We start from the raw sequence: 22,648 nt of genomic DNA on the forward strand, positions 1-22,648 counted from the left end.
GGAGAGGAACATCGACATGACGTTATGGAACAACATCAAGCGGTACGGGATCTACCGAAGACTGCTCGTTTCCTATCTCATCCTTGTCCTCATCTCGATTCTGCTCGTGTCGACTCTGCTCTACCAGCGGTTTTCCTATCAAACGGAGACAGAGATCGGCCGGATGACGCTGACGAGTCTCGACCAGATCGAACGGACGACCGAAGCGGTGCAGAACAGTGCGGTGTCGATCGGCAACGAGCTCCTCCACGATCCGCGTTTGATCGCGGCCATGCTGAACGAAAAAGCCGATCCGCTGCTCGAGAACGAGGTCGTCGTCAAGCTGGCTGCGATCCAGGCGGTCTATCCGTTTATCGAATACATCAGCGTTTACAACGGCAACACGGGCCGCTACCTGAATTATCGCGGCATCACCAAGGAGATGGACGGCGAGCTGATCCGCCGAATCGAGAGCGGGAACGGCGACGGCGACGCTTCCATCTTCTTCGTCCCCCGTCTCCTCGATCTCACGCCGCTTGGCACCCCCCTGCCGCCGAAGCCGCTCTTGTCCTACATCCTCTACTCCAACTTCTCCAACCTCATGCCGCGCGACGGGGCGATCGTCATCAATGTGAACGAAGAGGCGGCCATTGGCGCGCTGAACCGCAGCGTCGCGGCGTCGCCGGGCAGCGAATGGATGGTCGTCGACAGGGACGGCGCAGTCGTCTCCCACAACGACGCGTCCAGGATCATGAATAATGTGTCCGGCGATGCCGATGTGGCGGCGGTCATGCGCGCCTCCGAAGACCGGGGTCACTTTGCGACGAAAAAGGACGGCGTCAATACACTCGTCACCTATTCCAAGTCCAAGGATACCGGTCTGACCGTCATCGGCCGTCGTCCATACGACGAGCTGCTCCTCTTCGGCGCGGGCGGCCGTCGTACGCTGATCTGGGCAGGCTTCGGTCTGCTGTCGGCCGTCGGCGTGCTATTCGCGTTCCGGCTCGCAAGCGGGATGTTCCGGCCTTACTCCGCCTTCCAGAGCCGTACGAGCACGCTCGAGGCGACCTGGAAGACGGCGTTCCCGCTGCTGCAGGAGTCTTACCTTCGCGGATTGCTGGCGGGCAAGCCGCCGTCCGACCAGGGCGGCAAGCTGTTCGACTGGCGGGCGGACGGCAGCCGGTACTGCGTCATCGTGGTCAAGTTCGACGAGTACAGACAGTTCCTCGCGCGCAGCAACAAGGAGCAGGAGCTGATCCGCTTCGCGATCCGCAATATTGCCGACGAGCTGACGGACGGCGTCGCCTGCCGGACGCTCGAGGCTGACAACGATCATTTGGTCATCCTGGCACAGCTATCCGAGCCGCGGCTGCCCGAACCGCTGCAGCTCGCGCTGGCCGAACTGCAGCTGAAGGCGAAGCAATATTTTCGTCTGTCCGTCTCGATCGGCGTCGGCGGCATCGCCGACACAGAGGACAAGATCAGGGACTCTTACCATTCGGCCTGTTCGTATTTGAACTACCGGTTTCTCCTTGGACACGGTTGCATCATCGACGAGGCCGCAGTCGCTTCGCGAGACGGCCGTGGCGGCGAATATCCCGCCAGGGAGGAGACCGTGCTGCTTGAAAACGTCCGGCTCGGTCGCCGCAAGGACGCCGAGCGAACCGTCGACCGCTTCCTGGACGCCATTCGCACGCTCGACTACAAGTACGCCTTTGTGTTCGCCAACCAGCTCGTCATCTCCGTGCAGAAGCAGTTCGAGAACGTGTTATCCTTCGACGAGGACGACTATGCGACGCACGCCGCCCTGCTCTTCTCGTTCTCCGAGTTCGAGACGCTGGACGAGATCGGATCGGCGCTCAAGCAACTGTGCGCCACCGTGGCCGACCGTCTCGAAAAGAAACGGAGCGCTCGCAATCTCGAGATCGTGGACAGCGTGCTCGATCTGGCCAAGGCGGCGTACAACAATCCGCAGCTGTCGCTGGAATGGGCGGCGGAACAAGTCGGTTACTCTAGCGGTCATCTGAGCAAGCTGTTTAAACAGGCGACAGGCCACTCGTTCAATGACACCGTGAACGCGCTTCGGCTGGAGGAGGCCGAACGGCTGCTCCGCCAGACGAGCGAATCCGCTGCGGCCATCAGCGAGAAGGTCGGACTCGGCGGCACTTATTTTTTCACGCTGTTCAAGAAGACGTACGGCATGACGCCGGCGCAGTACCGATTGTCCATGGCTGCGGACGAACCGGCCGACGGAGGGCGGCATGAGAATGGGGCATGACGGGCCGATCGGCAGCGGCTTCGGTAGCGGCTCCGGCAGCGACTTCAGCGGCGGCCTATCCTCTCGCCTGCCGCCAGGGCCGACGCATGATCGCCTCGAAGCCGGCAGGATCCGGTTCGAAGCCGAGGCCTGGCCGATCCGGCACCGCCACGCAGCCGTCGAGCCCCAGCTCGAACGGCTCCGACATGAAGCCGCTACCGATGCGGGTCATGCCGTTCTCCCTGCTCGCATTCGTTTCGTTGTGCTCCTGGATCAGGAAGTTCGGCACGGCGGCGCCGAACTGGATGCTCGCCGCGAAGCTGAGCGGGCTGAGCGGACAATGCGGAGCGATGGACGCATAGGAAGCCTCCGCCATCGCGGCGATCTTGCGCAGCTCCGTGAAGCCGCCCGCATGCGCCAGATCCGGCTGCAGCACGGCCGCTCCGGCCTCGAGCGCCTCGCGGAACGCCCATTTGCCCATCCAGCGCTCGCCCGCCGCTACCGGCACCGGCGCCGCATCGACGACGCGTCTGAGCAGATCGATGCGCTCCGGCGGCAGCGGCTCTTCCAGGAACAGAAGGCCAAGCGGCTCGAAGCGGCGGATGAGCTGCTGCGCGCGCGACAGATGCGTGTTGTGAATGTCGACCGCGATGTCGATCTCGCGGCCGACTGCGCATCGCACGGCCTCGACGCATTCGACGATCCCGTCGAGATCGGCCGCGCGCTCCAGCGTATCGGCGGGGCCGAAGTGCAGCTTCAGGCAGCGAAAGCCCCACTGAAGCAGCGTCTCGGCGGCGCGGGCCATTCGCGCCGGTGCCCGGGCAGCCCCATCCTCCGGTGCCGAACGGTAAGGGGACGGTCGATACGGCATGCCTGGCGCGACCGTATACGGCTGCTCGTCGTGGCAAGCACGATATACCTTCACCCGATCGCGGAATGTCCCGCCCAGCAACTTGTGAACGGGCAGGCCGTAGGCTTTGCCCGTCAAATCCCAGAGCGCCATATCGATGCCGCTGATCGCGCTCATCTTGACCGGACCGCCCAGATAGCCGCTGCCGGACTCGTACATCCGTTTCCACAGCAGCTCGAGCCGTGTCGGATCTTCACCGATCAGCAGCGGCGCCAGGCGGTTGACCTCGGCGATCACGACCTCCGGATGATCTTCCAGATAAGGCTCGCCGAGTCCGTACAGTCCCCGGTCGGTATGAATGCGGACCCATACCCAGGAAGGCGGTACCTTCAGCAGTTCAAGCTGCGTAATTTTCAATGCCATCCCCCTCCCCATTGATGCGTTCCCCCATTATTATTGTAGGAACAGCCAAGGGATCTGTATTTGGCGAATAGGCGTAAAAGGGTATCCGTTATTACGAATTTTTATCTTCTTTGAAAGGACTGTCTTCCTGTGACCGACTTGGATCTCGCCGCTTTGCATCCGCAGGATACGCTCGAGGCGCTCAGCGATTTTCGCTTCCCGCCCTATATTTCGCTCGCCCATATTTTCCATGCGCCGCGCGACTGGGGCTTCGCCGACCGTACGCTGAAGCAATACGCGCTCAATTATGTCATCGGAGGACGGGGCGAATTTACCGTGGAAAATAATGTCCACACCGTAGAAAAAGGCGACGTCTTTTTTTACCGTCCTTATGAGAAGCATGGCTTGCGCGCGCTCCCCGGCCGTCCGTTCATCTCGATCACCGTCGTGTTTCATTTCGATCGTTTGCCCTGTCCGGCGGAGGAGCTGCTGCACGGTGCTCACATGCTCGGACGCTTCGACGGGCATGCGGTGGAGCACCAATTCGCCGAGCTCGTCGCCAAATACCGTCAGCCGGGCCTCGAGAACGGCTTGCAATGCCAATCTCTGCTGCTGTCCATATTGGCCGAAACCTCCCGCAAGGTTGCCGAAGGCCGGCAGCAAACGTCCGTATCCCGCAAAAATTTGGCGAAGCTCGTGCTCGTGAAAAACCATATCGAAAACCGGCTCGATGCGAAGCTTGACGTAACCGAGATCGAGCGGATCGCCGGCATGACCTGGAACTATCTCATCGCCGAGTTCAAAAAAGCGTTCGGCATTACGCCGATGCAATTTCTCATCTGGGCGCGCGTGACCAAAGCCAAAGAGCTGGCGCTGCAGTCGCCGCTCTCGTTCGGCGAGATCGCTGCGCAGGTCGGCTACAACGACATTCACGCCTTCGGCAAAATGTTCAAAAAGAAAACCGGCATGAGCCTCACCGAATTTTGTTCTTCTCTGTACGACGCCGACCACCTTATTCGATGGCCTAAGGCGGTACGCGACGCGGCCGCAGCCGGGCTGAAGGACGATAAAATTTAAAAATCGCGATATTGGATACGCATTCCCCCTTTGCGGCTACTTACTTTTGCGGCTCGCACTTCTATACTGAGAGCGACCATCATCTCGAAGGGAATGAACGATGACATGACCGACGGAGCAAAAGCAACAGCCCCCGCCATAGCGGCAGATGCAAACGGCTGGAATCTGCTATGGGACGTAATGCGGGACGAAGCGCGTCTGGCGAAGACCGAGTCGGCTGACGGCGGGATGCAGACGGGCGAACGGACGGTATGGACAGGCAGTCTGCTGCCTGCCTTTGAGCTCTTCCAGGACGGGAAGGCATCGTACGTCAAAGCGACGGCGAAGGATGTGCTGCCTGCCGAAGACGGCCATTGGCGGATCGAGCTCGATCTGGGCGATCGCGGTTCCGGCCTTTTGTTGTGCGAAGCGTCCGCATCGGGGTTCCACGTAAAAAGACTGGAGGTCGACTGGTCGATCCCCACCTGTATCCTTTCGCTTCAGTTTGGCACCCGTCCGCTTACGGCGGACGAGCGCCGCCGCGCGCCTGACGCCTCCGCTGTCTATTGGCCGGATTGGTCGGCCGAAGGCTACTGTGTCCCTGCCGCCGGCTCTTCGCCGACACATTCGTTCTGGCGCTCTTGGGACATGGGCGCCGCCCGGCTGCCGCTCGGCAGCTTCGGCGATGCCATGGGTACGCCCTATGCGGCAGCCTTTCCTCGCCCGCTCTATGCCGCCGCCATGGGCGGCCGGCACGGCTGGCTCGCCTTCGGTCCCGGCGAGGTACCGGATGCGCCGCTGACGCTTAAGCTTCAGTCCGCCACGGCCGCCGTTCATTACGCCTACCGGGAAGATCTGTGGGAGCCGGCGGACGCCTTGAGGCGCGTCTGGAACGAGCCGCTCCGCCTCGCCTGGAGCGATTCGGGATATGAAGCGCTCGGCGCCTTGTTCGACAGCTTCGGTCCGTTCGAGCCCAAGTCCCCCTTGCATCTCCGGTCGTTTCTGTGCACCTGGGGCGACTTCAAGGAAGGACGGTTCGACCTGAAGCAGTTCGTCGACCGCGTGTCCGGCACCACGGCGGCGGACATGGTCATTCTGGACGAATCCTGGGAAACGTTCGACGGAAGCGCAGTGCCAAATTACAAGCGATTCCCGGACTTTGAGGCCGATCTCGCGAATATCCGGGCGCACGGCTACGAGCTCGCCTTCTGGCAGAGCGTCGGCTGGACTGACGATCCCGACTCGCAGGGGCTGACCAAGGAAGACCTGCTGTGCGGTCCGGACGGCGAGCCGCGCCAATGGCGATGGTCCGGCAGCCCGTTCGGCACCCATTTCCATTACCTGCTCGATCCGAGCTCCGAGCGGACGAGACGGCTGATCGTCGAGCGCACGACGCGTCTGGTGTCGCGATGGAAGCCGGCCGCTCTAAAGCTTGACTTCGGCTACGGCTACCCGGGGCCGGACGCGGCGGCGCCTCGCGATCCGGCCTATCGCGGCGAACGCCTGGCTTATTCGCTGCTGAAGATGGTGTACGACGCCGCCAAATCGGTCGATCCGGATATCACCGTCATTTACTACGGCATCCACCCGCTCATGCGGGACGTCGCCGACCTGATCAACATCGACGATCTTGGCGATGCCGGAGACAGCGCCACGCACGAGATCGCCGGCCACAATCAGCGCTGCCTGTGGGCATCGCTGGCGGCAAGGCACGGCATGGCGGTCAATACTTCGACCGGCTATTACTATGGCGCGCTCGGATCGATCCTGCTCGACACGGCAGTCGTAGGCGTCAACGGACTGACGCTTGGCGAACATGACTACGACGGCAGCCGGATGACGCCGGCCGATCTGAACCGATGGACGGCGCTCCAGACCTGGCATCGCCGCACCTGCGGCTGGAAGCCGTTGTGGCTCGACGCCGATCCGGGCAGCCTCAAGGGCGAGCCGCGGCTTGGCTCTTGGGGGCGGCTGGAAGCCGGTAGGGACAACGACTCCGGCTCCAGGCTCACAGCGCTCGCGCTTCGCGGCGACGAACGCGGTCAGCAGACCGTCTCGTATGCGGTCGCCGGCTCGGTCTCCTTTACCGGTCGATGGGCGCTCATCGCGCAGGACGACCGGGACATCGCCGATGCGAAGCAGGTGGCTTGCATCCCGTTCGAGGCCGGCGAGCTTGCGCTCGGCCGCTCGTTCAGCCGGGTGCGCGTCTTTGCTGCGGCAGACGGCAAAGTCGTGGAGGTGCGAGCGATCGAAGCCGGCGATTTGCCGGAGCACAAGCTCATCGTGACCGAAGCCGAGCTCGCTTCGATCGCCGGATTCGTGATCGAGAGCTGAGCGGCTCCGTACACTACTGAACCGGCTGTCCGTGCTTTGGCACGAACAGCCGGATTTTGTTGTGTCGCTTCTCCCCTACCCGCCAGCTGTCGACCTACTAGCACACTTACTGCGCGACTCCCCCGCCGACCGGCCAACTGTCGATCTACTTGCACACTTGATGTGCTTCAACCCCGCTGACCCGCCAACTGTCGATCTACGTGCATACTTGATGTGCGTCAACCCCGCCGACCCGCCAACTGTCGATCTACGTGCATACTTACTGCGCAACTCCCCCGCCGACCCGCCAACTGTCGATCTACGTGCACACTTGATGTGCTTCAACCCCGCTGACTCTCCAACTGTCGATCTACGTGCATACTTACTGCGCAACTCCCCCGCCGATCCGCCAACTATCGATCTACGTGCATACTTGATGTGCTTCAACCCCGCCGACCCGCAAACTATCGATCTACGTGCATACTTAATGTGCTTCAACCTCGCTGACCCGCCAACTGTCGATCTACGTGCATACTCACTGCGCAACTCCCCCCGCCGACCCGCTAACTGTCGACCTACGTGCACACTTACTGCGCAGTTCCCCCGCCTACCCGCCGTCTGTCGATCTACGTGCATAATTACAGCGCAACTCCCCCGCCGACGCGCCCTCTGCGATCAATATGCATTCTTCATGCCCGCTTCCCGCGCCTACCGTCCTCTCAGCCGTCCCTGCCCGCTCAGTCGATATTGCCGTACAGGACAAAGCCATTCCCTTCCGGCGCGATGGCTTCCTTCGCCTCCAGCGTCACGTTGCCCGCGAACAGCGCCGCCCCTTCCACGCCTTCCGCGCGCAGGAAGCAGGCCGTTCCCGGCGCGGCAGCGCTATTGCGGATGATCACGCCCCGGCCGCCGCGCAGCACGATGGCCGCGCCTTCATCCGCCTGCGGCTGGCGTCCGCGGAAGCCTTCGATCGCGACGTCCGCGAATGATTCGATCTCGATGCCGTTGCGGCAGTAGTCCGGCATGCCGTCCTCCCACGAGAGCTCGAAGCCGCGCAGCTTGAGTCCCTTCACATGCTTCGCGTACAAGGCGGGGATGTCATGGCCGAACACATTCATCTCCGCGTCCAGCGCCGGCCGGAAGTCGAAGTTACCGCCGAACGTTTCCATCAGCGGACCGCTTTTCATATGCATCCGGACGTTGTCGAAGACGATATTCTCCAGCGGCGTATGCGCGCTGCCGTGCAGCACGATGCCCTGCTCGCCCCGGATCGCGACGTTCGAGAACGTGACGCCGCGCACGTGTCCCGGCTTCACCTGACGATCCACGACCCGACCTGCGTGTTCAAGTCCGGGCAGCGCCGAGATATGAATCGGCTCCGCCTTGCCCCACCATTTGCCTTTATGCAGCCGGGTTTCGATCACGATATTGCTGAATACGATGTTCTCGATCGATTCGCCTTCGCGCAGAAAAAGTCCGATGCCCCGGTTGGAGTCGCGGATCACGATATTGTGGAACTGAAAATTACGAAAATTGTACGCATCCCAGCCGATCCGAATGCCCGCGGATCTGGACTGGATCATACAGTTCTGGACGACGATATTCTCGTTTGCGCCGCCGCCGAACCCTTCAGCACAAGGGCTGAACGCCAGGCCGTCGTCGCCGGCTTCGATATTGCAATCGCTGATGCGGACGTTGCGGCTGCGGCTCACGTCGATGCCGTCGGCGTTCGGCACGAGCAGGCTGTTCTTGATATCGAGCCCGGTCAGCAGCGCGCCATCCGTCCCGGCGACGTGGAGGCACCAGTTCGGCGCGTTGCGAATGTGCAAGCGGCTCACCTGGGCGTCCCTGCCGTTGAGAATGAGGATCAAGATGCCGGGCCTGCGCTTCATTTCGACCGGTCCGTCGTCCGCTTTATCGTTTTCCCGAAAATAAGCTTCGCCCTGCCGCGTGTACGACGCGTCGAAGTCGCGCAGCAGATCGGCGCTCGCGTACTCGGCAAAGGCGTCTCCGTTGCCGTCGATCGTGCCGCGTCCCTCGATCGAGAAGCGCTCCGCTCCGATCGCCGCGATCAGCGCCGTGTTCCGGTATTCGCTCGTATAGGGCAGCGCCGGATAGTCGTCCACGTTCGGACTGCCGAGCAGCACCGCCCCGGCATCCAGATGCAGCGTGACGTCGCTATACATAAACACGGTTCCCGACAAATAGGTTCCCGCGGGCAGCAATACCGTGCCTCCCCCGCTGTCGCGGCATCGCTCGATCGCGCGGTTGATCGCAACCGTGTCCAGCGTGCTTCCGTCGCCGGCCGCGCCGTATGCGCGAACATCGTATACGGTTTTTATCGTTGCCGTCATGCGGTTGTCCCCTTTCTATTTTTCCTCCACGATGCCTCATCGTTAAAAGACTGTCCCGCTTCGCAGAATCGTTCGCGCGGGGACAGCCTTCATTGCATTTTTATGAAGTCCGCTTCAACCGTCCGCCTTTCGATGCAAGCTTGCGGCAGGGTCAAGCGAGACCGTAAAATCCCAGCGGTTGGCATCGTACGGTAGTACCGTCTTCACCTTGTGAAGCAAATGCGCCGCATAGACGTCGTCCAGATAGCCGGTTGCCGGCTCCAGCGCGGCCGTATAATCGCCATTGAAGACGCCGTAATTTTCCCAGACCGCCAGGTATGGCACATCGGCCGGATCGTACAGGTACGTTAACGCCTCTCCCGTCGCGGGATCGATAATCCCTGCGCTGCCCGTCGTTACGTCGCCCTCGAACCAGTATTTTTCCGATTGCACGCCAAGCTTGTCTCCGATCGCCGCGAGGTCGGCATGCGGATTCCCGGCTAGCGGATAGGCGGTTCGCCCGTAAGGCTTCGGCGTCATGCGGTTGCCATGGGAGTATTGATAGACGACCGAGTCGAGCTTCGGATCGACGACCCAGCGCATGCCCGGCCGTATCGCCAGCAGGTTGTGCGCGCACCACAAATACGAAAAGGGAAACGGCGTGGGATTGCGAACCTCGTACGTCGTAATCAGCTGCCTGCCCGATAGCGAGACCGTTTTGCCGAAAATATACGGAACCTGAACGCCGTGCACGTGCAAGCGGACGTTGGTGGCTCCGAGCTCGCAGTCCCAAGGCAGCGTCCACACTTCGCCGTGATCGGGATACCTGGCATGCTGCCAGGGCTCGTCCGGGCACGGACATGCCAGAATCGTCGGAAACATCTCGTCCCAGCCGCTGCGGTCGCCTTCGTCCCACTGCATGCCGTACCGCAAAGGCGTCCATGCTGCGTCGCTTCGATACACCCAATCACGCCCGGTCGCCCGATCGATCAGGGAGACGATCTTGCCGCCGCGCGACGGGACCAGCTCGACGCGCAGCGACTCGTTCTCGCCGACCACGCTGTAGCAGCCTTCGAACGTAGACTTGCGCCATTGACCTGCCGCCATTACGTCCATCTCATCAACCTCCGGAATTAGATAACCTCGCGCTCATCGTTGCCCGGCAAGGACGGATGCGCCGCATGCGGCTCCGTCTGGTACCAGAACGCCGTGGAGGCGATGTCGCTTTGCTGCGGAAGGTAGCGCCCGCCGGACCGCCAGCCTAGATCCTGGATCGTCACCCGCAGGTCCTGCTCGAAGCGGATCGGGTCCTGCACATGCCAGCGGTATATGCCGAATCGCTGCTGGCTGCGGTACAGGCCGTCCGGCTTGATCACCTGATGCATGCCGAGGAAAGGCGTGGAATAGGTGCCGTATTCGCCGTACGGATGCTCCCAGTTCCAGGCGCCGCCAAAGTAATCCTCCGTCCCGGTGCCGCAGATCGTCGGGAATTCGCCGTCGCCGTCCATAAAAAACTTGATCTCGCCTTCGCCCCACCAGCCCGTATTGTTCACCTGCCAGGCGAGATAGGTGCCGACATAATGACCTTTCCCCTTCACGCCGTCCAGTATCGTATGAACGTCCTTATAGGCAACGGGATTGCTGCGACGCCATTGCGCGTGAAAATAGGCCATATCGGCAGGCACATCCGTAAGCGTGTAATCGATCTGGTAGTAGAGAACGGTTTTCTCCGTCGACGCGTTTTCCATCGTGATGCGCGCCGCCTTGCGGAACGGCATCTGCCAGTAGCAATTCATCCCGCCGGCCGGATTGACGGCGACGGGGAACGAATTCACGTTGCAGCGCTCGAGCCAGCCGTTGCAGAAAAAATCGCCGACGGGCACTTCGACGGAAGGCAAATCCTCGTCGTCCCAGTAGAACCGAATGATGAAGTCGCGCCAGAACTTCGGGGCGCATGTGAGCCAGATATGCTGGATGGCGCCCGGACCCGCGATATCGGCCATCGTGAAGACGGCGCCCGGCTCGATTTCGACGGAAGGGGATACTTTCCAGCCCAATCCCAAGTCCCGGGCGCAGCCGGCGCCGGTCCCTTCAGTCGCCATGCCGCCCTTGCCCTTCTCGCCGGTGAAATTTTCCGCGCTGATCGACCGCGTCTGCGCGTTCGACAGCTGCGCCAGATTGCCGAGTCCGAGGTTCAAGCCGTTAAATGAATACAATCGTGTCAGCTCCTTAGACCGCTTTGCGATCATCGATGGTTATATCTTGCCCTTGCGAATCTTCGATTCTACCAGAACAGGTCGTTGCCGCCTCTTAGCTTCATCAGCGCTTCGGCGAAAAAGTAGTCGCCGTAAATGATCGGTACGTCCACGTTCGAGTCCTTGGCGAAATAACCGGTCGCATGCAGCAGCAAACCTTGCTCCTTCTGCTCCCACGCGCCGTAGTTCTCGTCCAGCGAACGGACGACGTCAGCTGCCGCAGAGCGGAAAAAGCGCGCGTCCGCCGGATCGGCATACAGCGCGATCTCCAGCATCCCCGAAGCGGCGATGGCCGCGGCGGACGTGTCTCTCGGCATGCCCGTCGAATCCTGCAGCAGAAAATCCCAATACGGCGCCTTGTCCGCCGGCAGGCGGGACAGAAAGTAATGCGCAGCACGCTTTGCCGCATCCAGGTAACGCTCCTGGGCGGTATACCGGTAGCTGAGGGCAAAGCCGTAGAGCGCCCAGGCCGTTCCCCGCGCCCAGGCCGAGTCCGCGGCGAAGCCTTGACCGGCGAGCGCCCCGCTGCGCGCGCCGGTCTCGGGATCGAAGCAGACGATGTGGTACGCCGACCCGTCCGGACGCAAAAACTCGCGCAGCGCCATGTCTGCATGTCGCATGGCGATATGCTTGTACCTCGGGTCCCCGAGCTCCTCGGAGGCCCAATAGAGCAGCGGCAGATTCATTATGCAGTCGATGATCGCCCAGCCGCTGTGGTCCTCGCCGTCCCAGTCGGGCCAGGCGCGGATAAAGCCGCCGTTCACGTTGAATCGTCCGGCCAGCAGATTGGCGGCCATCAGGCCGTGACGCCTCGCGGCCGGATCGCCCAGCAGCTTGTACTGGGCTACGCTGCTCAGGCTGAACATGAAGCCGACATCGTGATGCAGCTCGTCGTATGCGACGAGCGTCTCGCCCAGTCTCGTCTCCAATTCTACTGCTGTCTTTTTGAGCAGCTCCCCACCCGTTTCCCGATAGGCCAGCCAGAGCATGCCGGGCCAGAAGCCCGCTCCCCAGTCGTGCGCGGGGCACGAATTGTAGACGCCGTCAAACGACGCATGCGGAAAACGCGCGCCGATCTCGGTCGCATTGCGGCCGATTTTGGCGATCGTCCGCTGCCATGCCGCTTCGACCCAAGCTTCCTTCTCAACCGTTGCCATCGGCTTCGTTCCCCTCCTTGTCTTCCTCTCTGTAAATACGGATCGTCCGGCTTCCCGAACGCGTCGGCCGCTTCTCGCGAAGCACGATTCTGTACATGCGCTCGCCCCAGTTGCGGATCAGCCTCGACGCCATCGTCGATATCGGCTCGACGACGGCTTCGAGGTGATCCCGATCGAACGCGAGCACCGCCGCGCGGCCCGGGGCATATTCGAGTCGTATCGTACCGTCTGCGGCCGGAAGGGGCTCGCAGGGCGTCATCAGACTATAAAAGAGATCCGACGTCTCGTTATCCAGCTCGAAGCGGTCGGCGATCTCGATCTGCGGCCGCTCCGCACGGTCGAGCGTGAACGTACGCCGCCACACGCGAATGCCGGCCTCGGCCGGATAGGCATCGGCGATATCGAGCGATAGCCGGGAGACGCCGTCGTCGTTCGCGTCCTCCGTTTCGTATATGGCATCCTTGGCGCGATATTCAGCACCGCTTCGCTGCAGCACGCCGCGCACCGTCGGCAGATTGTGATACTGCGATTGCAGGTACCACAGCGAATAGCGGTCCGGCCCGAACGTCTGCGCCGTATATTCCTCGGTCCCGAGATCGACGAACAACGGCCTGCCGTCGACGAACGCCATGAAGCTGCCGACATCGTTATGATTGTGGGATTCGAAGTTGTGGCCCCCCTTGGCGGCGAGGAACAGCCCTTCCTCGCTGCCCTCCCGCTGCCGCGCGGTCATTACCTGCGCCGACGGCAGCCAGGCGTCCCGCACATACGGCGCCCTGGCGGCGGACTCGAGCCGTTCGCGCTCCTGGAAGAGCGCATACAGCTGCGCATACAGCTCGAACCAGATATGAATGACCGGTTCGCCTTCGGGCAGACTGGCGCCGAGGTTTTGCAAGCGCAAGTCTTTAGTCGCCTTACCGTACCGGTACATAACGGCGCCGCCGATCAGCGGCTTGACGTCGCCGTCGGCGAAGTCGACGAAGTAGCGCCCGTGAATATGCGCTTTGTAAATGTAATTGCCGATATCGCGAATCAGCGGCTCATCGAACACGTCGATCGTGCCGCCGGTGGCCGCGGCCAGCAGCTCAAGCGCTACGTACAGTCCGCCGCCGGACGGCCCCCAGTAGCCCGGGCCTTCGTCGCAGCAGCCGTCCGGCGAATAGGTGCCGACAAACGCGTCGAGGCTGCGCATGATTTTGTATACTGCCTCGGCGCGCCGGTCCGGGTCTTCCTCCAGCAGCAGAAAGCCCATTAGCGCGCTGCTGTTGCACCAGGGATTCCAATTGTTGACGCGGACGCCTTCCTTGAATCCCATCCACCAGTAGTCGTCGCGCTTCATATAAGGAATCAAGAGACGCGTCCGGACTTCGTCCGCGATTCTCCGGCAGATGCGCGGGCTGATCGCATCGAGCCGGCTCTGCATCGTGTAGCGGATCCACAGCAGCAGGTCCGAGGTTGTCGACGTCACCAGCTCGACGAGATGATCCGACGCGTCTGGCATGCATTCCTGCAAATTTTCTTTCGTGTGCAGACGATGAAGCGGCGGCACCCAGGTCGTCTCTTCGCAGACGACGAAGATGCCGTTGATGACCTGGTCCAAAAAACGGCCCTTATCCTCGATGCACTCCGCAATCGCCAAAATGCCAAGCACGCTGCGGCGTTCGAAGACGGCTCTGGATCTCGTGTCCAGTTCGCCGCTTTTCCAGTACGCCCTGTAATGCTCGACTTTCAAGGCGGGCCAGTCGTAATCCGCGTACCGCTCGGCCAGCGCGATCCAGCGGCTGCGGGTGTCGGGCAACAGCGACTCCCAGGAAGGCCGGTCTTCCGCTTTGGGAAATGGGGTGATCCGGTCGGGCGGCAAAAGCGCCGCCTTCACGCTCGACAATTCGTAACGGTCTGCCAGCATCCGCTGCATCTCTCCTTTCAAGCACCTATTATAAAATTCAGGGGTCGTCCGCTATATACTAAAAATCGCACATTCGTTGACCTTTGTTATCCACTTTGCGCCCGCTCAGGCGAACGTAAACCCGCGCACCGACTCGGCCAGCCATACCGCCGTGCGTTGCCGACCCGCAGCCGCGTTTTCAATGTCGTTGCCGACGAACGCATTGTCCGCCGATGCGCCGTTGACATAGACGCCGTAGCCGGGCGTTGCCTCGCTGCCGTTGCCAGCGATGATGTTGCGCGTCCAGCGGTTGCCGATCGAGCCGTTCCCCGGCTTCTCTTCCCGGAAAAAAACGCCGCTCGCACCGTTGTCCGAAATGAGGTTGTCATCGAATCGATTGTAGGAGTCCTTATGGCCAATCGAGATGCCGAAGCTGCCGTTGCCGCATATCCGGTTGCGGCTGAACTCGCCGTGCTGCACTCGCCAGCAGATGAACAGGCCGGCCAGCCGGTTGCCCTCGAGCACGCAATCCGTCACGAGGCTGCGCACCGAGCCCGCGCCTGGATGAAGCCCCGAGCCCGTGCAGCCGGTGACGGTGCTGCTGCGGACCGTGATGTCCTCCGTGATCTGCCACGAGATGCCGTCGCCGTTGAAGTCCCGCACTTCCACATGGTCGATTCGGCATTCTCCCGCTTTATACAAATAAATGCCGCCGCCCCTGCAGCCGCCGATCGGATGATTGTCGCTTGCCGCGCCGTCCACGACCAGATCGCAGATGCGCACGTAGCGTACGTCGACCGCCTCGATGATCGAGCAGGCGTTCGTCACCGTGCCGCCGTCGTCCGCGTGGTAGTCCCGCTCGAGATGACGGTCGAAGTGCAGGACGTTCCCTTCGATTCGGGTGATGACGGCAGTGCTCTCATCCCAGCCCCACTTTTGGGAATCGTCGTACAGCTGCAGTCCCATGCCGGGCTCGAACAGCGAAGCATCCGCCACCTCGGCCTGCAGCTCGCCGTAGTCGGCATCCCTCGTGAATCGCGTCTTTACGCCCCATGTCTTGCGCAGCACCGTGCCGGCGCCCTCTCCCTGGAGCGTCATGCCGCTATACAGGCGGATCGGACCGGTCATCCTGAAGACGCCTTGATCCAACCGGATCGTCCCGCCATCGCCGCTTCGACGCAGCCGATCGACGGCTGCCTGCACGGCGGTCGACGTGAAGCCCTCTATATCGCAGGCGGGACCGCCTACCGTGATCGTCCTTCCTTTTCGGCACAGCATATTCGCTTGCTTCATCGTCATTCATTCTCCTCTCCTGTCGGTCACTCACACAGGCCGTACCGTTCCAGCAGCTCCCGGTGATGCGCTTTCATCCGCAGATAGCCTTCCGCCGCAGCGCCGTTGCCCCAATCGAAGATCGTGAATTCACCCATGCCGCCTCCGTTGTCGTCGGCGACGCCGCCGTGTCCGTAATTTTCCATCATAAAGCCGTAGTCCTTCTCGTTAAAAAACGGATGCGCCTTCTCCCATTGCGCCTTGGAGCCGGGATTTTCCGGCGCATACATCATGACGAACGCGCTCCGCAGGGCGGCGATGCCCCTCTCGATATATTCCTCGCGATGAAGCGCTATGCCGTATTCGACGATAAGCTCCGCGAACAGACTCTGGCGCGCGTCGTTCCATTCCCCGTCGCAGTTCATGACGCCGAATCCGCCCAGGGCGCCGACATAGATGTAAGGCGGCTGCCAGGAAGCCTGCGTCATAAGCAGCTCGTCGAGACACCGCTCGCCAAGCTTCAGGTAATTCGCATCTCCCGTCTGCCGGTAGCAGGCCAGGAACGCTTCCGCCGTCCAGAACATGGAGAAGTTGCACTGCTTGTACATATCGTTGCGGATAACCTTGCGGCCGACCAGTTCCTCGCTGCCGTAGCGGCAGCAGGACCAATACGTTTCAAAGTCCTCCCAGCGTCCGCTCGGCACGATGTCCGAAGCGACTGCGTCGGCTGCCTTCAGCGCGGACCGCAAATAACGCGACTTGCCCGTAATTCGGTACAGTGTCATCAGAAACGTAACCGACATCGATGTCTCCGGCGAATCGTCCAAAATGCCAAGCGGCGCAAGCGTATTCATATCGAGCCATGCCGGAAAAAAGCCGCGCGCGTCCTGCAGTTCCACCAGCGCGTCCGCATAGCGCAGCGCATATTCGAGCAGCCGCGGATCCTGCTCCAGCTCTTCGTACCAGCGGAGCATCAGCAGCGCCGTCCAGCTCATATCGAGCAGATGATACGGCGCCGAACGAACCGGATGCCTGTCGTGCAACGGATTCCGGTTCGAATTGCCCCAGTAGGCGGTCTCCCAGCCCTTCGACCGGTTGACGGTTGTGCCGTTGTCCGCCGTCACCCGCTCCATCTCCGTCGCGACGATGGACGGGAACAGTCCGTTCCGCTGCGGCGCAGCAAGCGCCAGCTCCTTCGTTAGCCGCGCGCGACGAAGCAGGTCGGCATCGCCCGTAGCGACGCCCTGCCTGAACATGCCCTGCGCCGAGCGCAGCGAGCTGAACCAGGCCTGATTCCAGACGGAACGGAATTCCCGTTCGTTGACGGGGCCCGGATAATTGGGACTTTGCGTCACGTTGACGATAAAGGCGGCCGCGCCGACCGTGCGTCCGTCCAGCTCGAATTGCTGCCAGACGCTGTCCTGCCAGCTGTCGAACGCCCAATCGTACGTGCGGCGGACCAGCCGCTCGAGCGGAAGCTTCGCCGGCGCGCCCAGCCGGAATAGCGGGCTGCCCCACCGTTCCCACAAAAAACTTAAAATCGGCCGCCAAGGGTTGGCCAGCGTCTCTTCATCGTCGAACGTCATCAGATAGCAGCCGACCTGCACCGTCCCTGCGGGGTAGACGGCGCCGGGCGCTCGCTCGTACAGCACATGCTCCCGCACCAGGTACTCGGACATGCCCAAGGTCATTCGGTTGCGGCCGGCATCGTTGTCCATGTACCAGCGCACCGGCGTTCCCCGGCCCATCAGGTCCAGATCCGGCACGAGGACAAGTGCCTGTCGTTCGTCGCTCGCGATCAGCGCAGGAGACCGGAAGCTGTGCTGATCGATAATATGACAGTCCTCGGGCGTAAGATGCGGCGCCCAATGGAATGTCGGTGCGAACGCAGGCGAGATCTCAAGCCGCCAGTCGTCCTGTTCGACCGTCTCCTCCAGCCGGAACGAAAGCGTCAAATGATAGATGCCTTCCGAAATCCGTCGGCCGACCGCTTCGGGACTTGCCGCGCCAAGCGTATGGCAGGCGATCCGGCCGACAAATCGGCTTAGCGCCGGGTCAATTTCAATATCGAGTTCTTGTCCCTGCATGCGTACCTTTCCTCCCTTGCCGATCCGGCTTTTGCGGCTAACCTCTGCGCACGCCGTCCCTGAACTCCTGCGGCGTCTGTCCGGTCATTTTCTTGAAGCAGCGCGCAAAGTAGGCCGCGGATTCGAAGCCGACCGACCTGCCGATCTTATGAATTTTTTGCTCGCTGCCGAGCAGCAGCTCCTTCGCTTTTTGGATGCGGTTGTCGACGATATAGTCGGTCAGGCTGATCCCCGTCTCCTGCTTGTACAGCTTCGACAGGTACGAGGGAGACAGATAGACAGCTTCGGCCAGCCGCGTGAGCGAGAGATCGCCCTCCAGGTTTTCCTTGATATAGTCCTGCACCTTCCGAATGACCTCGTTCGACTGCTGCTCGCTCTCGTCGGACTTCATCTCGAACAGCATGTCCGCGAGCTGCCGGAAGCTGGCGGTCGCCTCGCGCCAGGTGGCATGCTCCTCGATGCTGAACAGCCTGTTGATGTTGAAGCGGTCCGACACCGGCTTCATGAGCGCCCACCGGTTGATGTACGTAATGAACATGGACACCATGCCGTAAAAAATCTCGACGGCCGTCCCTGTCCGCGAGAAGGAAGCGCCGTCGATCGTCCCCATGAATTGATCGAACAGCGCCAAAAACGCCGCGCGGTGTCCCTTTTCCAGAAAGTCGGTCAGCAGCTGTACGGTCCGCATCTGGGCTCTGCCGTCAGGGCGTTCCCGGAACGTATCGAACAGCTGCTGATCGGACAGCAGCACCTCCTGTCTCGTGCCGAGGCCGCGCGCGAACAGGAAGGACAGCGTATCGAAGCGCTGCGCGATCAGGTGCCATGGGAACGGCTCGCTGACCGTCATGAACGAGCAAGGCGTATTCAGGTAGCTGCTGCACGAGGCCTGGATCAGCTCCATGTAGCCGTTGATCTGGTGAATCGGCCAGCCGGCCGTCTCTTCGCCGAGCGCGGCGGCCGGCCGCTTGTATTGCAGCAGCCAGACGAAGCGGTCCTGCCGGTATTTGATCTGAACGATGCGGAACGCGTCCTGCAAATATTCCTCCGCAATGTTGTGCACCGCATACAGGAACAGCATCTTGTCGGATTGGCTCATCTCTTCCTTCCAGGCGTCGACGCGCCCGAGTATCATGAGCAGCGGCTCGTCCGCCTTCAGCGGAATGTGCAGCTCCCGCAGCCGCGCCTCGGCATCTGTGATGCTCTGGAACACTTCGGCGCCGCTCAGCAGATCCATCCAGAACTCCCGCTGCAGGAGCGGAAGCGCCTGCGTCAGCCTGCCCTCGGCCTTGCGAAGCAGATGCTCCAGCGCAAGCTGCGAATCCAGCGCCTCGATTGCCTTACGCACTGCCTTCAATATTTGCGCGTCGCCTTCCGTCTTCAGCACATAGTCCGTCGCGCCGTTGCGGCTCGAGCTGTGGATATAATCGAAGTCGTTGTAGCCGGTCAGGAAAATGACCTTGCAGCGCGGCCAGCGCTGGTTGATCTCCTTCTGCAGCGATAGACCGTTCATCTCCGGCATCTCGATATCGGACAAGACGATATCGATGCGCGTCGAACGCAGACAAGCCAGCGCTTCATGGGCGGAATACGCCCAATACAGCTCCAGCTCGGGAAATCCTTCGAGATCGGAGAAAAAGTCGATCAGGCCGTCTACGATGATCGGTTCATCGTCCACGATCAGCAATCGGTACATGGCTATACGTCCCTCCGCTCCTGGCGTGGACGGAAGGCATCGGTCCGGCGTGCGCGACCGAATGCCTTCCGCGCTTCTCTATTATTGGTCGGCTCGCTTCGGACCGTCCTCCTTGTCGACCATCAGATCGGCCGAGCGCGCCTCACGGTCCGGCAGCGTCGGAAACGGCGCGGACGGCAGCGTCTGATACCAGTACGCGACCGAACAGTAATCGTCGCTGCGCTCGAACAGACAATTTTCCGCCGGCGCCCCGGCAGCCGGATAGCAGACGGCGTCTTCGCCATAGCCCAGCTTGGCGGATTCGCGCGGACCGTAGCCGATCTGCTGTACGGTCACCTTCAGCGAGTCCCGGAAGTAGATCGGGTCCTTGCCGTGGAAGCGGTAGATGGAAAACAGCGCGTTCGGGTAGTCGACCATAGGCGCTCCTTGCTGCGGCGTATTCACCTCGCGCAATCCCCAGGCGCTGCCCATATAATCCTCGAGCCCGGTACCGCAAATCGTCGGGTATCGGTCGTCGTCGTCGATAAAAAATTTGACCTCGCCTTCTCCGAACCATGTTTTCTCCTGGAGTATGCTTCGGACACCGATGACGGTGCCCAGATAAACGCCCGACCCGTTGATGCCGTCGACAATCGTATAATCTTCATACAGCGGACACAGATTCGAGCGCCTGAACTGGGCGTGGAAATAGCCGGCGTCCTCGTCGAGCTTGTCGCCGAGCGTAAAATCGACCTGATAAAACAACAAATCGATATCCATGCCGGAATCGTTCTCGATCGTAATGCGCGCATGGGTTCGAAACGGCATCGGAATCCAGCAGTTGAAGCCTCGTTCGTCCTGCATGGAGACGTAATCGGACATCATGTTCCGCTGCCTGCCGTGTGCGACGCCGAAAAAGTCGCCGAGCGGCGCTTCGACGCTAGCATGCGTCTGACCGTCCCAATACATCCGGACGATCAGATTGCGCATCGCCTGCACGTTGCCCGGCGGAATCGTGCACCAGATATGGCGCACGATTCCCGTTCCGCTCACGTCAAGCAGCGTCTGCACCGCATTCGCTTTGAACGGTCCGATCGCGGCGGAGCCTTTGCGACCGTTGTTCGCTTGGCCGCCGGCGCCGCGGGCCGCCGTCGGATTTTCCGCAGTGGCGGCATACGAGCGGATATTGGTCGGGCATGAATAGAGCATGTGTTATTTTCCCCTTTCTCTTGCGGATGCCAGTTATTCTTTGACGCTGCCCATGACAATACCTGTCATGAAGAAGCGTTGGAGCAGCGGGTAGATCAGCAAAATCGGAAGCGCACCGAGGAAAATCTGGGCGGCCTTGATGTTGCGGTCGGACACGTTCTTCAGCTTGTCGATATCGTCAAGCGACAGATTGCTCATGTCCCTGGCGACGATAATCGTCTGCATATAGCTCTGCAGCGGATATTTATCAGGCTGATTCATGTAGATAATGCCGTCGAACCAGGCATTCCAGTGACCGACGGTGGCGAACAGCGTGATCGTCGCAAGCGCGGGCAGCGACACCGGCACGACGATCCGCCACAGCGTGCTCCACTGGTTCGCGCCGTCCATGAACGAGGCTTCGAGCAGCTCCTTCGGAATGTTGCGGAAGAAGTTCAGCAGCAGGATGACGTTGAAGATCGGCAGCGCGCCCGGCAGCACAAGCGCCCAGATCGAATTCAGCATGTGCAAATCCTTAATGACGACATAAGTCGGGATCAGGCCGCCGTTGAACAGCATCGTGAAAACGAACAGCCAGACGAAGGCCGTGCGAAACCGAAGCTGCGATGAATCCTTGGACAGCGGATAGGCGACCAGTATCGTCACAAGCATATTGATCGAAACGCCGAGCAATACACGCTCGATCGTAATGCCGAACGAGCGCAGGAACTCGGGCTTCGTCGCGACGTACTTGTAGGCGTCAAGCGTGAAGTCGACCGGAAAAAAACGAACGAGTCCGCTGGCCGCCGCGTAGCTCGAGCTGAAGGAGATCGCCAGCACCTGAATGAGCGGGAATATGCAGAGCAGGGATAGCAGAGCCAGCAACGTATAGTTGCAGTATATGAAGGCCGTGCGTCCCGGACTTTTTCGTCGTACCATTACGGCCCCTCCTTAAATAGCGGTGGATGTTGAGCGTGGAGACGGTTTGCCGTCAGAAGATGCGATAGTTGGCAAACCGGTAGGCGAGCATGTACGAGACCGAGATAAGCACGAACGAGACGACCGACTTGAACAGGCCGACAGCGGTCGCGACGCCGAACTGGAAGTTGATCATGCCCAGGCGATATACGTACGTATCGATAATGTCGCCGGTGGAATACACGACCGGACTGTACATATTGAAGACTTGGTCGAAGCCCGCATTCAGCACGTTGCCGAGGCTTAGCGTCGCGAGCAGGATAATGATCGGGAGTATGCCGGGCAGGGTGATGTACCAGGTCTGCTTCCGTCTGCCGGCGCCGTCCATTTGAGCTGCTTCGTACAAGTTCGGATTTATGCCCGTCAGGGCTGCCAGGTAGACGATCGTATTAAAGCCGAATTCCTTCCAGACGTCGGAGATGACGAGCACCGGCTGGAACCAGGACGGGTTGCCGAGGAAAAAGATCGGTTTGATGCCGAACAGACCAAGAAATTGGTTGACGATACCTGTCGAAGGCGATAAAACGTCCATGAGAATGCCTGCGAGAATGACCCAGGAAAGAAAGTGCGGCAAATAGATGAGCGTCTGCACGCCTTTGCGGAAATACGCCTTGCCGACTTCGTTCAACAGAAGCGCGACGACGATCGGAACGATCAGCCCCGCGATCATCTTCATGACCGCGATCGATACCGTGTTCCGCAGCACGGTCATCGTATCGTCGAGCGAATAGACGTACTTGAAATTTTCAAAGCCGATGTACTCGGAGCCGAACAATCCCTTGGTCGGGTTGAACTGCTGAAAGCCGATGGCCAGCCCCGCCATCGGGACGTAGTTAAAAATGACGATGAGCGCGAGTCCGGGCAACAGCATGAGGTACAGGCTGTAATTGCCGAGCTTGAATCTGTTGTTCATGGCCGCTCCCTTCCTTTCTTTGCGAAGAAAGGGAAGCTACGCTTCCCTCCC

At 60.9% G+C, this 22,648-nt stretch carries 15 protein-coding genes; 3 read left to right on the top strand and 12 right to left on the bottom strand.

The features are described 5' to 3' along the window. The first annotated feature begins 16 nt into the window (after nucleotides 1-16). Entirely contained in the window at nucleotides 17-2,257 is a 2,241-nt protein-coding gene (locus KVT38_RS15830) for a helix-turn-helix domain-containing protein (RefSeq protein WP_217594697.1), read from the top strand. 55 nt (nucleotides 2,258-2,312) lie between these two features. On the opposite strand, the gene KVT38_RS15835 is transcribed toward KVT38_RS15830, so the two are convergent. Further along, a complete protein-coding gene (locus KVT38_RS15835; RefSeq protein ID WP_217594698.1) occupies nucleotides 2,313-3,503 on the bottom strand; it encodes an enolase C-terminal domain-like protein in 1,191 nt (396 codons plus the stop codon). Nucleotides 3,504-3,638: 135 nt separating this feature from the next. On the opposite strand from KVT38_RS15835, the gene KVT38_RS15840 reads away from it, so the two are divergent. Further along, nucleotides 3,639-4,565, top strand: a complete 927-nt coding sequence (locus tag KVT38_RS15840; RefSeq protein WP_217594699.1) for a helix-turn-helix domain-containing protein — start codon at nucleotides 3,639-3,641, stop codon at nucleotides 4,563-4,565. 105 nt (nucleotides 4,566-4,670) lie between these two features. Continuing rightward, nucleotides 4,671-6,878, top strand: a complete 2,208-nt coding sequence (locus KVT38_RS15845; protein ID WP_217594700.1) for an alpha-amylase family protein — start codon at nucleotides 4,671-4,673, stop codon at nucleotides 6,876-6,878. A 716-nt stretch (nucleotides 6,879-7,594) separates the two neighbouring features. On the opposite strand, the gene KVT38_RS15850 is transcribed toward KVT38_RS15845, so the two are convergent. The 11 genes from KVT38_RS15850 to KVT38_RS15900 all read right to left on the bottom strand — a co-directional run bounded on the left by KVT38_RS15850 (nucleotide 7,595) and on the right by KVT38_RS15900 (nucleotide 22,597). Continuing rightward, nucleotides 7,595-9,211 (bottom strand): glycoside hydrolase family 28 protein, encoded by a 1,617-nt coding sequence (locus KVT38_RS15850; protein WP_217594701.1) that lies wholly within the window; start codon nucleotides 9,209-9,211, stop codon nucleotides 7,595-7,597. 114 nt (nucleotides 9,212-9,325) lie between these two features. Continuing rightward, nucleotides 9,326-10,306, bottom strand: coding sequence for an aldose epimerase family protein (locus tag KVT38_RS15855; protein WP_217594702.1), 981 nt, complete (start codon nucleotides 10,304-10,306; stop codon nucleotides 9,326-9,328). A gap of 17 nt (nucleotides 10,307-10,323) precedes the next feature. Then, nucleotides 10,324-11,406 (bottom strand): glycoside hydrolase family 172 protein, encoded by a 1,083-nt coding sequence (locus KVT38_RS15860; RefSeq protein WP_217594703.1) that lies wholly within the window; start codon nucleotides 11,404-11,406, stop codon nucleotides 10,324-10,326. Nucleotides 11,407-11,474: 68 nt separating this feature from the next. Next, nucleotides 11,475-12,602: a glycoside hydrolase family 88 protein gene (locus tag KVT38_RS15865; protein ID WP_217594704.1), complete on the bottom strand. Its 1,128-nt coding sequence runs from the start codon at nucleotides 12,600-12,602 to the stop codon at nucleotides 11,475-11,477. Then, nucleotides 12,589-14,508: a heparinase II/III domain-containing protein gene (locus tag KVT38_RS15870; protein WP_217594705.1), complete on the bottom strand. Its 1,920-nt coding sequence runs from the start codon at nucleotides 14,506-14,508 to the stop codon at nucleotides 12,589-12,591. The genes KVT38_RS15865 and KVT38_RS15870 overlap by 14 nt, the downstream gene beginning before the upstream one ends. Before the next feature lie 105 nt (nucleotides 14,509-14,613). Then, nucleotides 14,614-15,780: a right-handed parallel beta-helix repeat-containing protein gene (locus KVT38_RS15875; protein ID WP_217594706.1), complete on the bottom strand. Its 1,167-nt coding sequence runs from the start codon at nucleotides 15,778-15,780 to the stop codon at nucleotides 14,614-14,616. A 26-nt stretch (nucleotides 15,781-15,806) separates the two neighbouring features. Then, nucleotides 15,807-17,846 carry a glycoside hydrolase family 127 protein gene (locus KVT38_RS15880; RefSeq protein ID WP_217594707.1) on the bottom strand — a complete coding sequence of 680 codons (2,040 nt, stop codon included), beginning with the start codon at nucleotides 17,844-17,846 and terminating at the stop codon, nucleotides 15,807-15,809. Between the two features lie 37 nt (nucleotides 17,847-17,883). Further along, a complete protein-coding gene (locus KVT38_RS15885; RefSeq protein WP_217594708.1) occupies nucleotides 17,884-19,539 on the bottom strand; it encodes a response regulator in 1,656 nt (551 codons plus the stop codon). Nucleotides 19,540-19,620: 81 nt separating this feature from the next. Next, complete coding sequence (locus KVT38_RS15890) at nucleotides 19,621-20,727, bottom strand: glycoside hydrolase family 172 protein (RefSeq protein ID WP_217594709.1); 1,107 nt, start codon at nucleotides 20,725-20,727, stop codon at nucleotides 19,621-19,623. A gap of 33 nt (nucleotides 20,728-20,760) precedes the next feature. Then, nucleotides 20,761-21,645, bottom strand: a complete 885-nt coding sequence (locus KVT38_RS15895; protein WP_217594710.1) for a carbohydrate ABC transporter permease — start codon at nucleotides 21,643-21,645, stop codon at nucleotides 20,761-20,763. 52 nt (nucleotides 21,646-21,697) lie between these two features. After that, nucleotides 21,698-22,597 (bottom strand): ABC transporter permease, encoded by a 900-nt coding sequence (locus KVT38_RS15900; protein ID WP_217594711.1) that lies wholly within the window; start codon nucleotides 22,595-22,597, stop codon nucleotides 21,698-21,700. Nucleotides 22,598-22,648 lie beyond the last annotated feature (51 nt).

The organism is Cohnella sp. GbtcB17, assembly GCF_019091135.1.
Taxonomy (GTDB): Bacteria; Bacillota; Bacilli; order Paenibacillales; family Paenibacillaceae; genus Cohnella.

Coding starts and splice junctions, on each gene's coding strand:
- KVT38_RS15865 (WP_217594704.1), bottom strand. CDS start 12,602: ATGGCAACGGTTGAGAAGGAAGCTTGGGTCGAAGCGGCATGGCAGCGG.
- KVT38_RS15850 (WP_217594701.1), bottom strand. CDS start 9,211: ATGACGGCAACGATAAAAACCGTATACGATGTTCGCGCATACGGCGCG.
- KVT38_RS15875 (WP_217594706.1), bottom strand. CDS start 15,780: ATGAAGCAAGCGAATATGCTGTGCCGAAAAGGAAGGACGATCACGGTA.
- KVT38_RS15885 (WP_217594708.1), bottom strand. CDS start 19,539: ATGTACCGATTGCTGATCGTGGACGATGAACCGATCATCGTAGACGGC.
- KVT38_RS15870 (WP_217594705.1), bottom strand. CDS start 14,508: ATGCTGGCAGACCGTTACGAATTGTCGAGCGTGAAGGCGGCGCTTTTG.
- KVT38_RS15895 (WP_217594710.1), bottom strand. CDS start 21,645: ATGGTACGACGAAAAAGTCCGGGACGCACGGCCTTCATATACTGCAAC.
- KVT38_RS15855 (WP_217594702.1), bottom strand. CDS start 10,306: ATGGACGTAATGGCGGCAGGTCAATGGCGCAAGTCTACGTTCGAAGGC.
- KVT38_RS15830 (WP_217594697.1), top strand. CDS start 17: ATGACGTTATGGAACAACATCAAGCGGTACGGGATCTACCGAAGACTG.
- KVT38_RS15880 (WP_217594707.1), bottom strand. CDS start 17,846: ATGCAGGGACAAGAACTCGATATTGAAATTGACCCGGCGCTAAGCCGA.
- KVT38_RS15845 (WP_217594700.1), top strand. CDS start 4,671: ATGACCGACGGAGCAAAAGCAACAGCCCCCGCCATAGCGGCAGATGCA.
- KVT38_RS15900 (WP_217594711.1), bottom strand. CDS start 22,597: ATGAACAACAGATTCAAGCTCGGCAATTACAGCCTGTACCTCATGCTG.
- KVT38_RS15890 (WP_217594709.1), bottom strand. CDS start 20,727: ATGCTCTATTCATGCCCGACCAATATCCGCTCGTATGCCGCCACTGCG.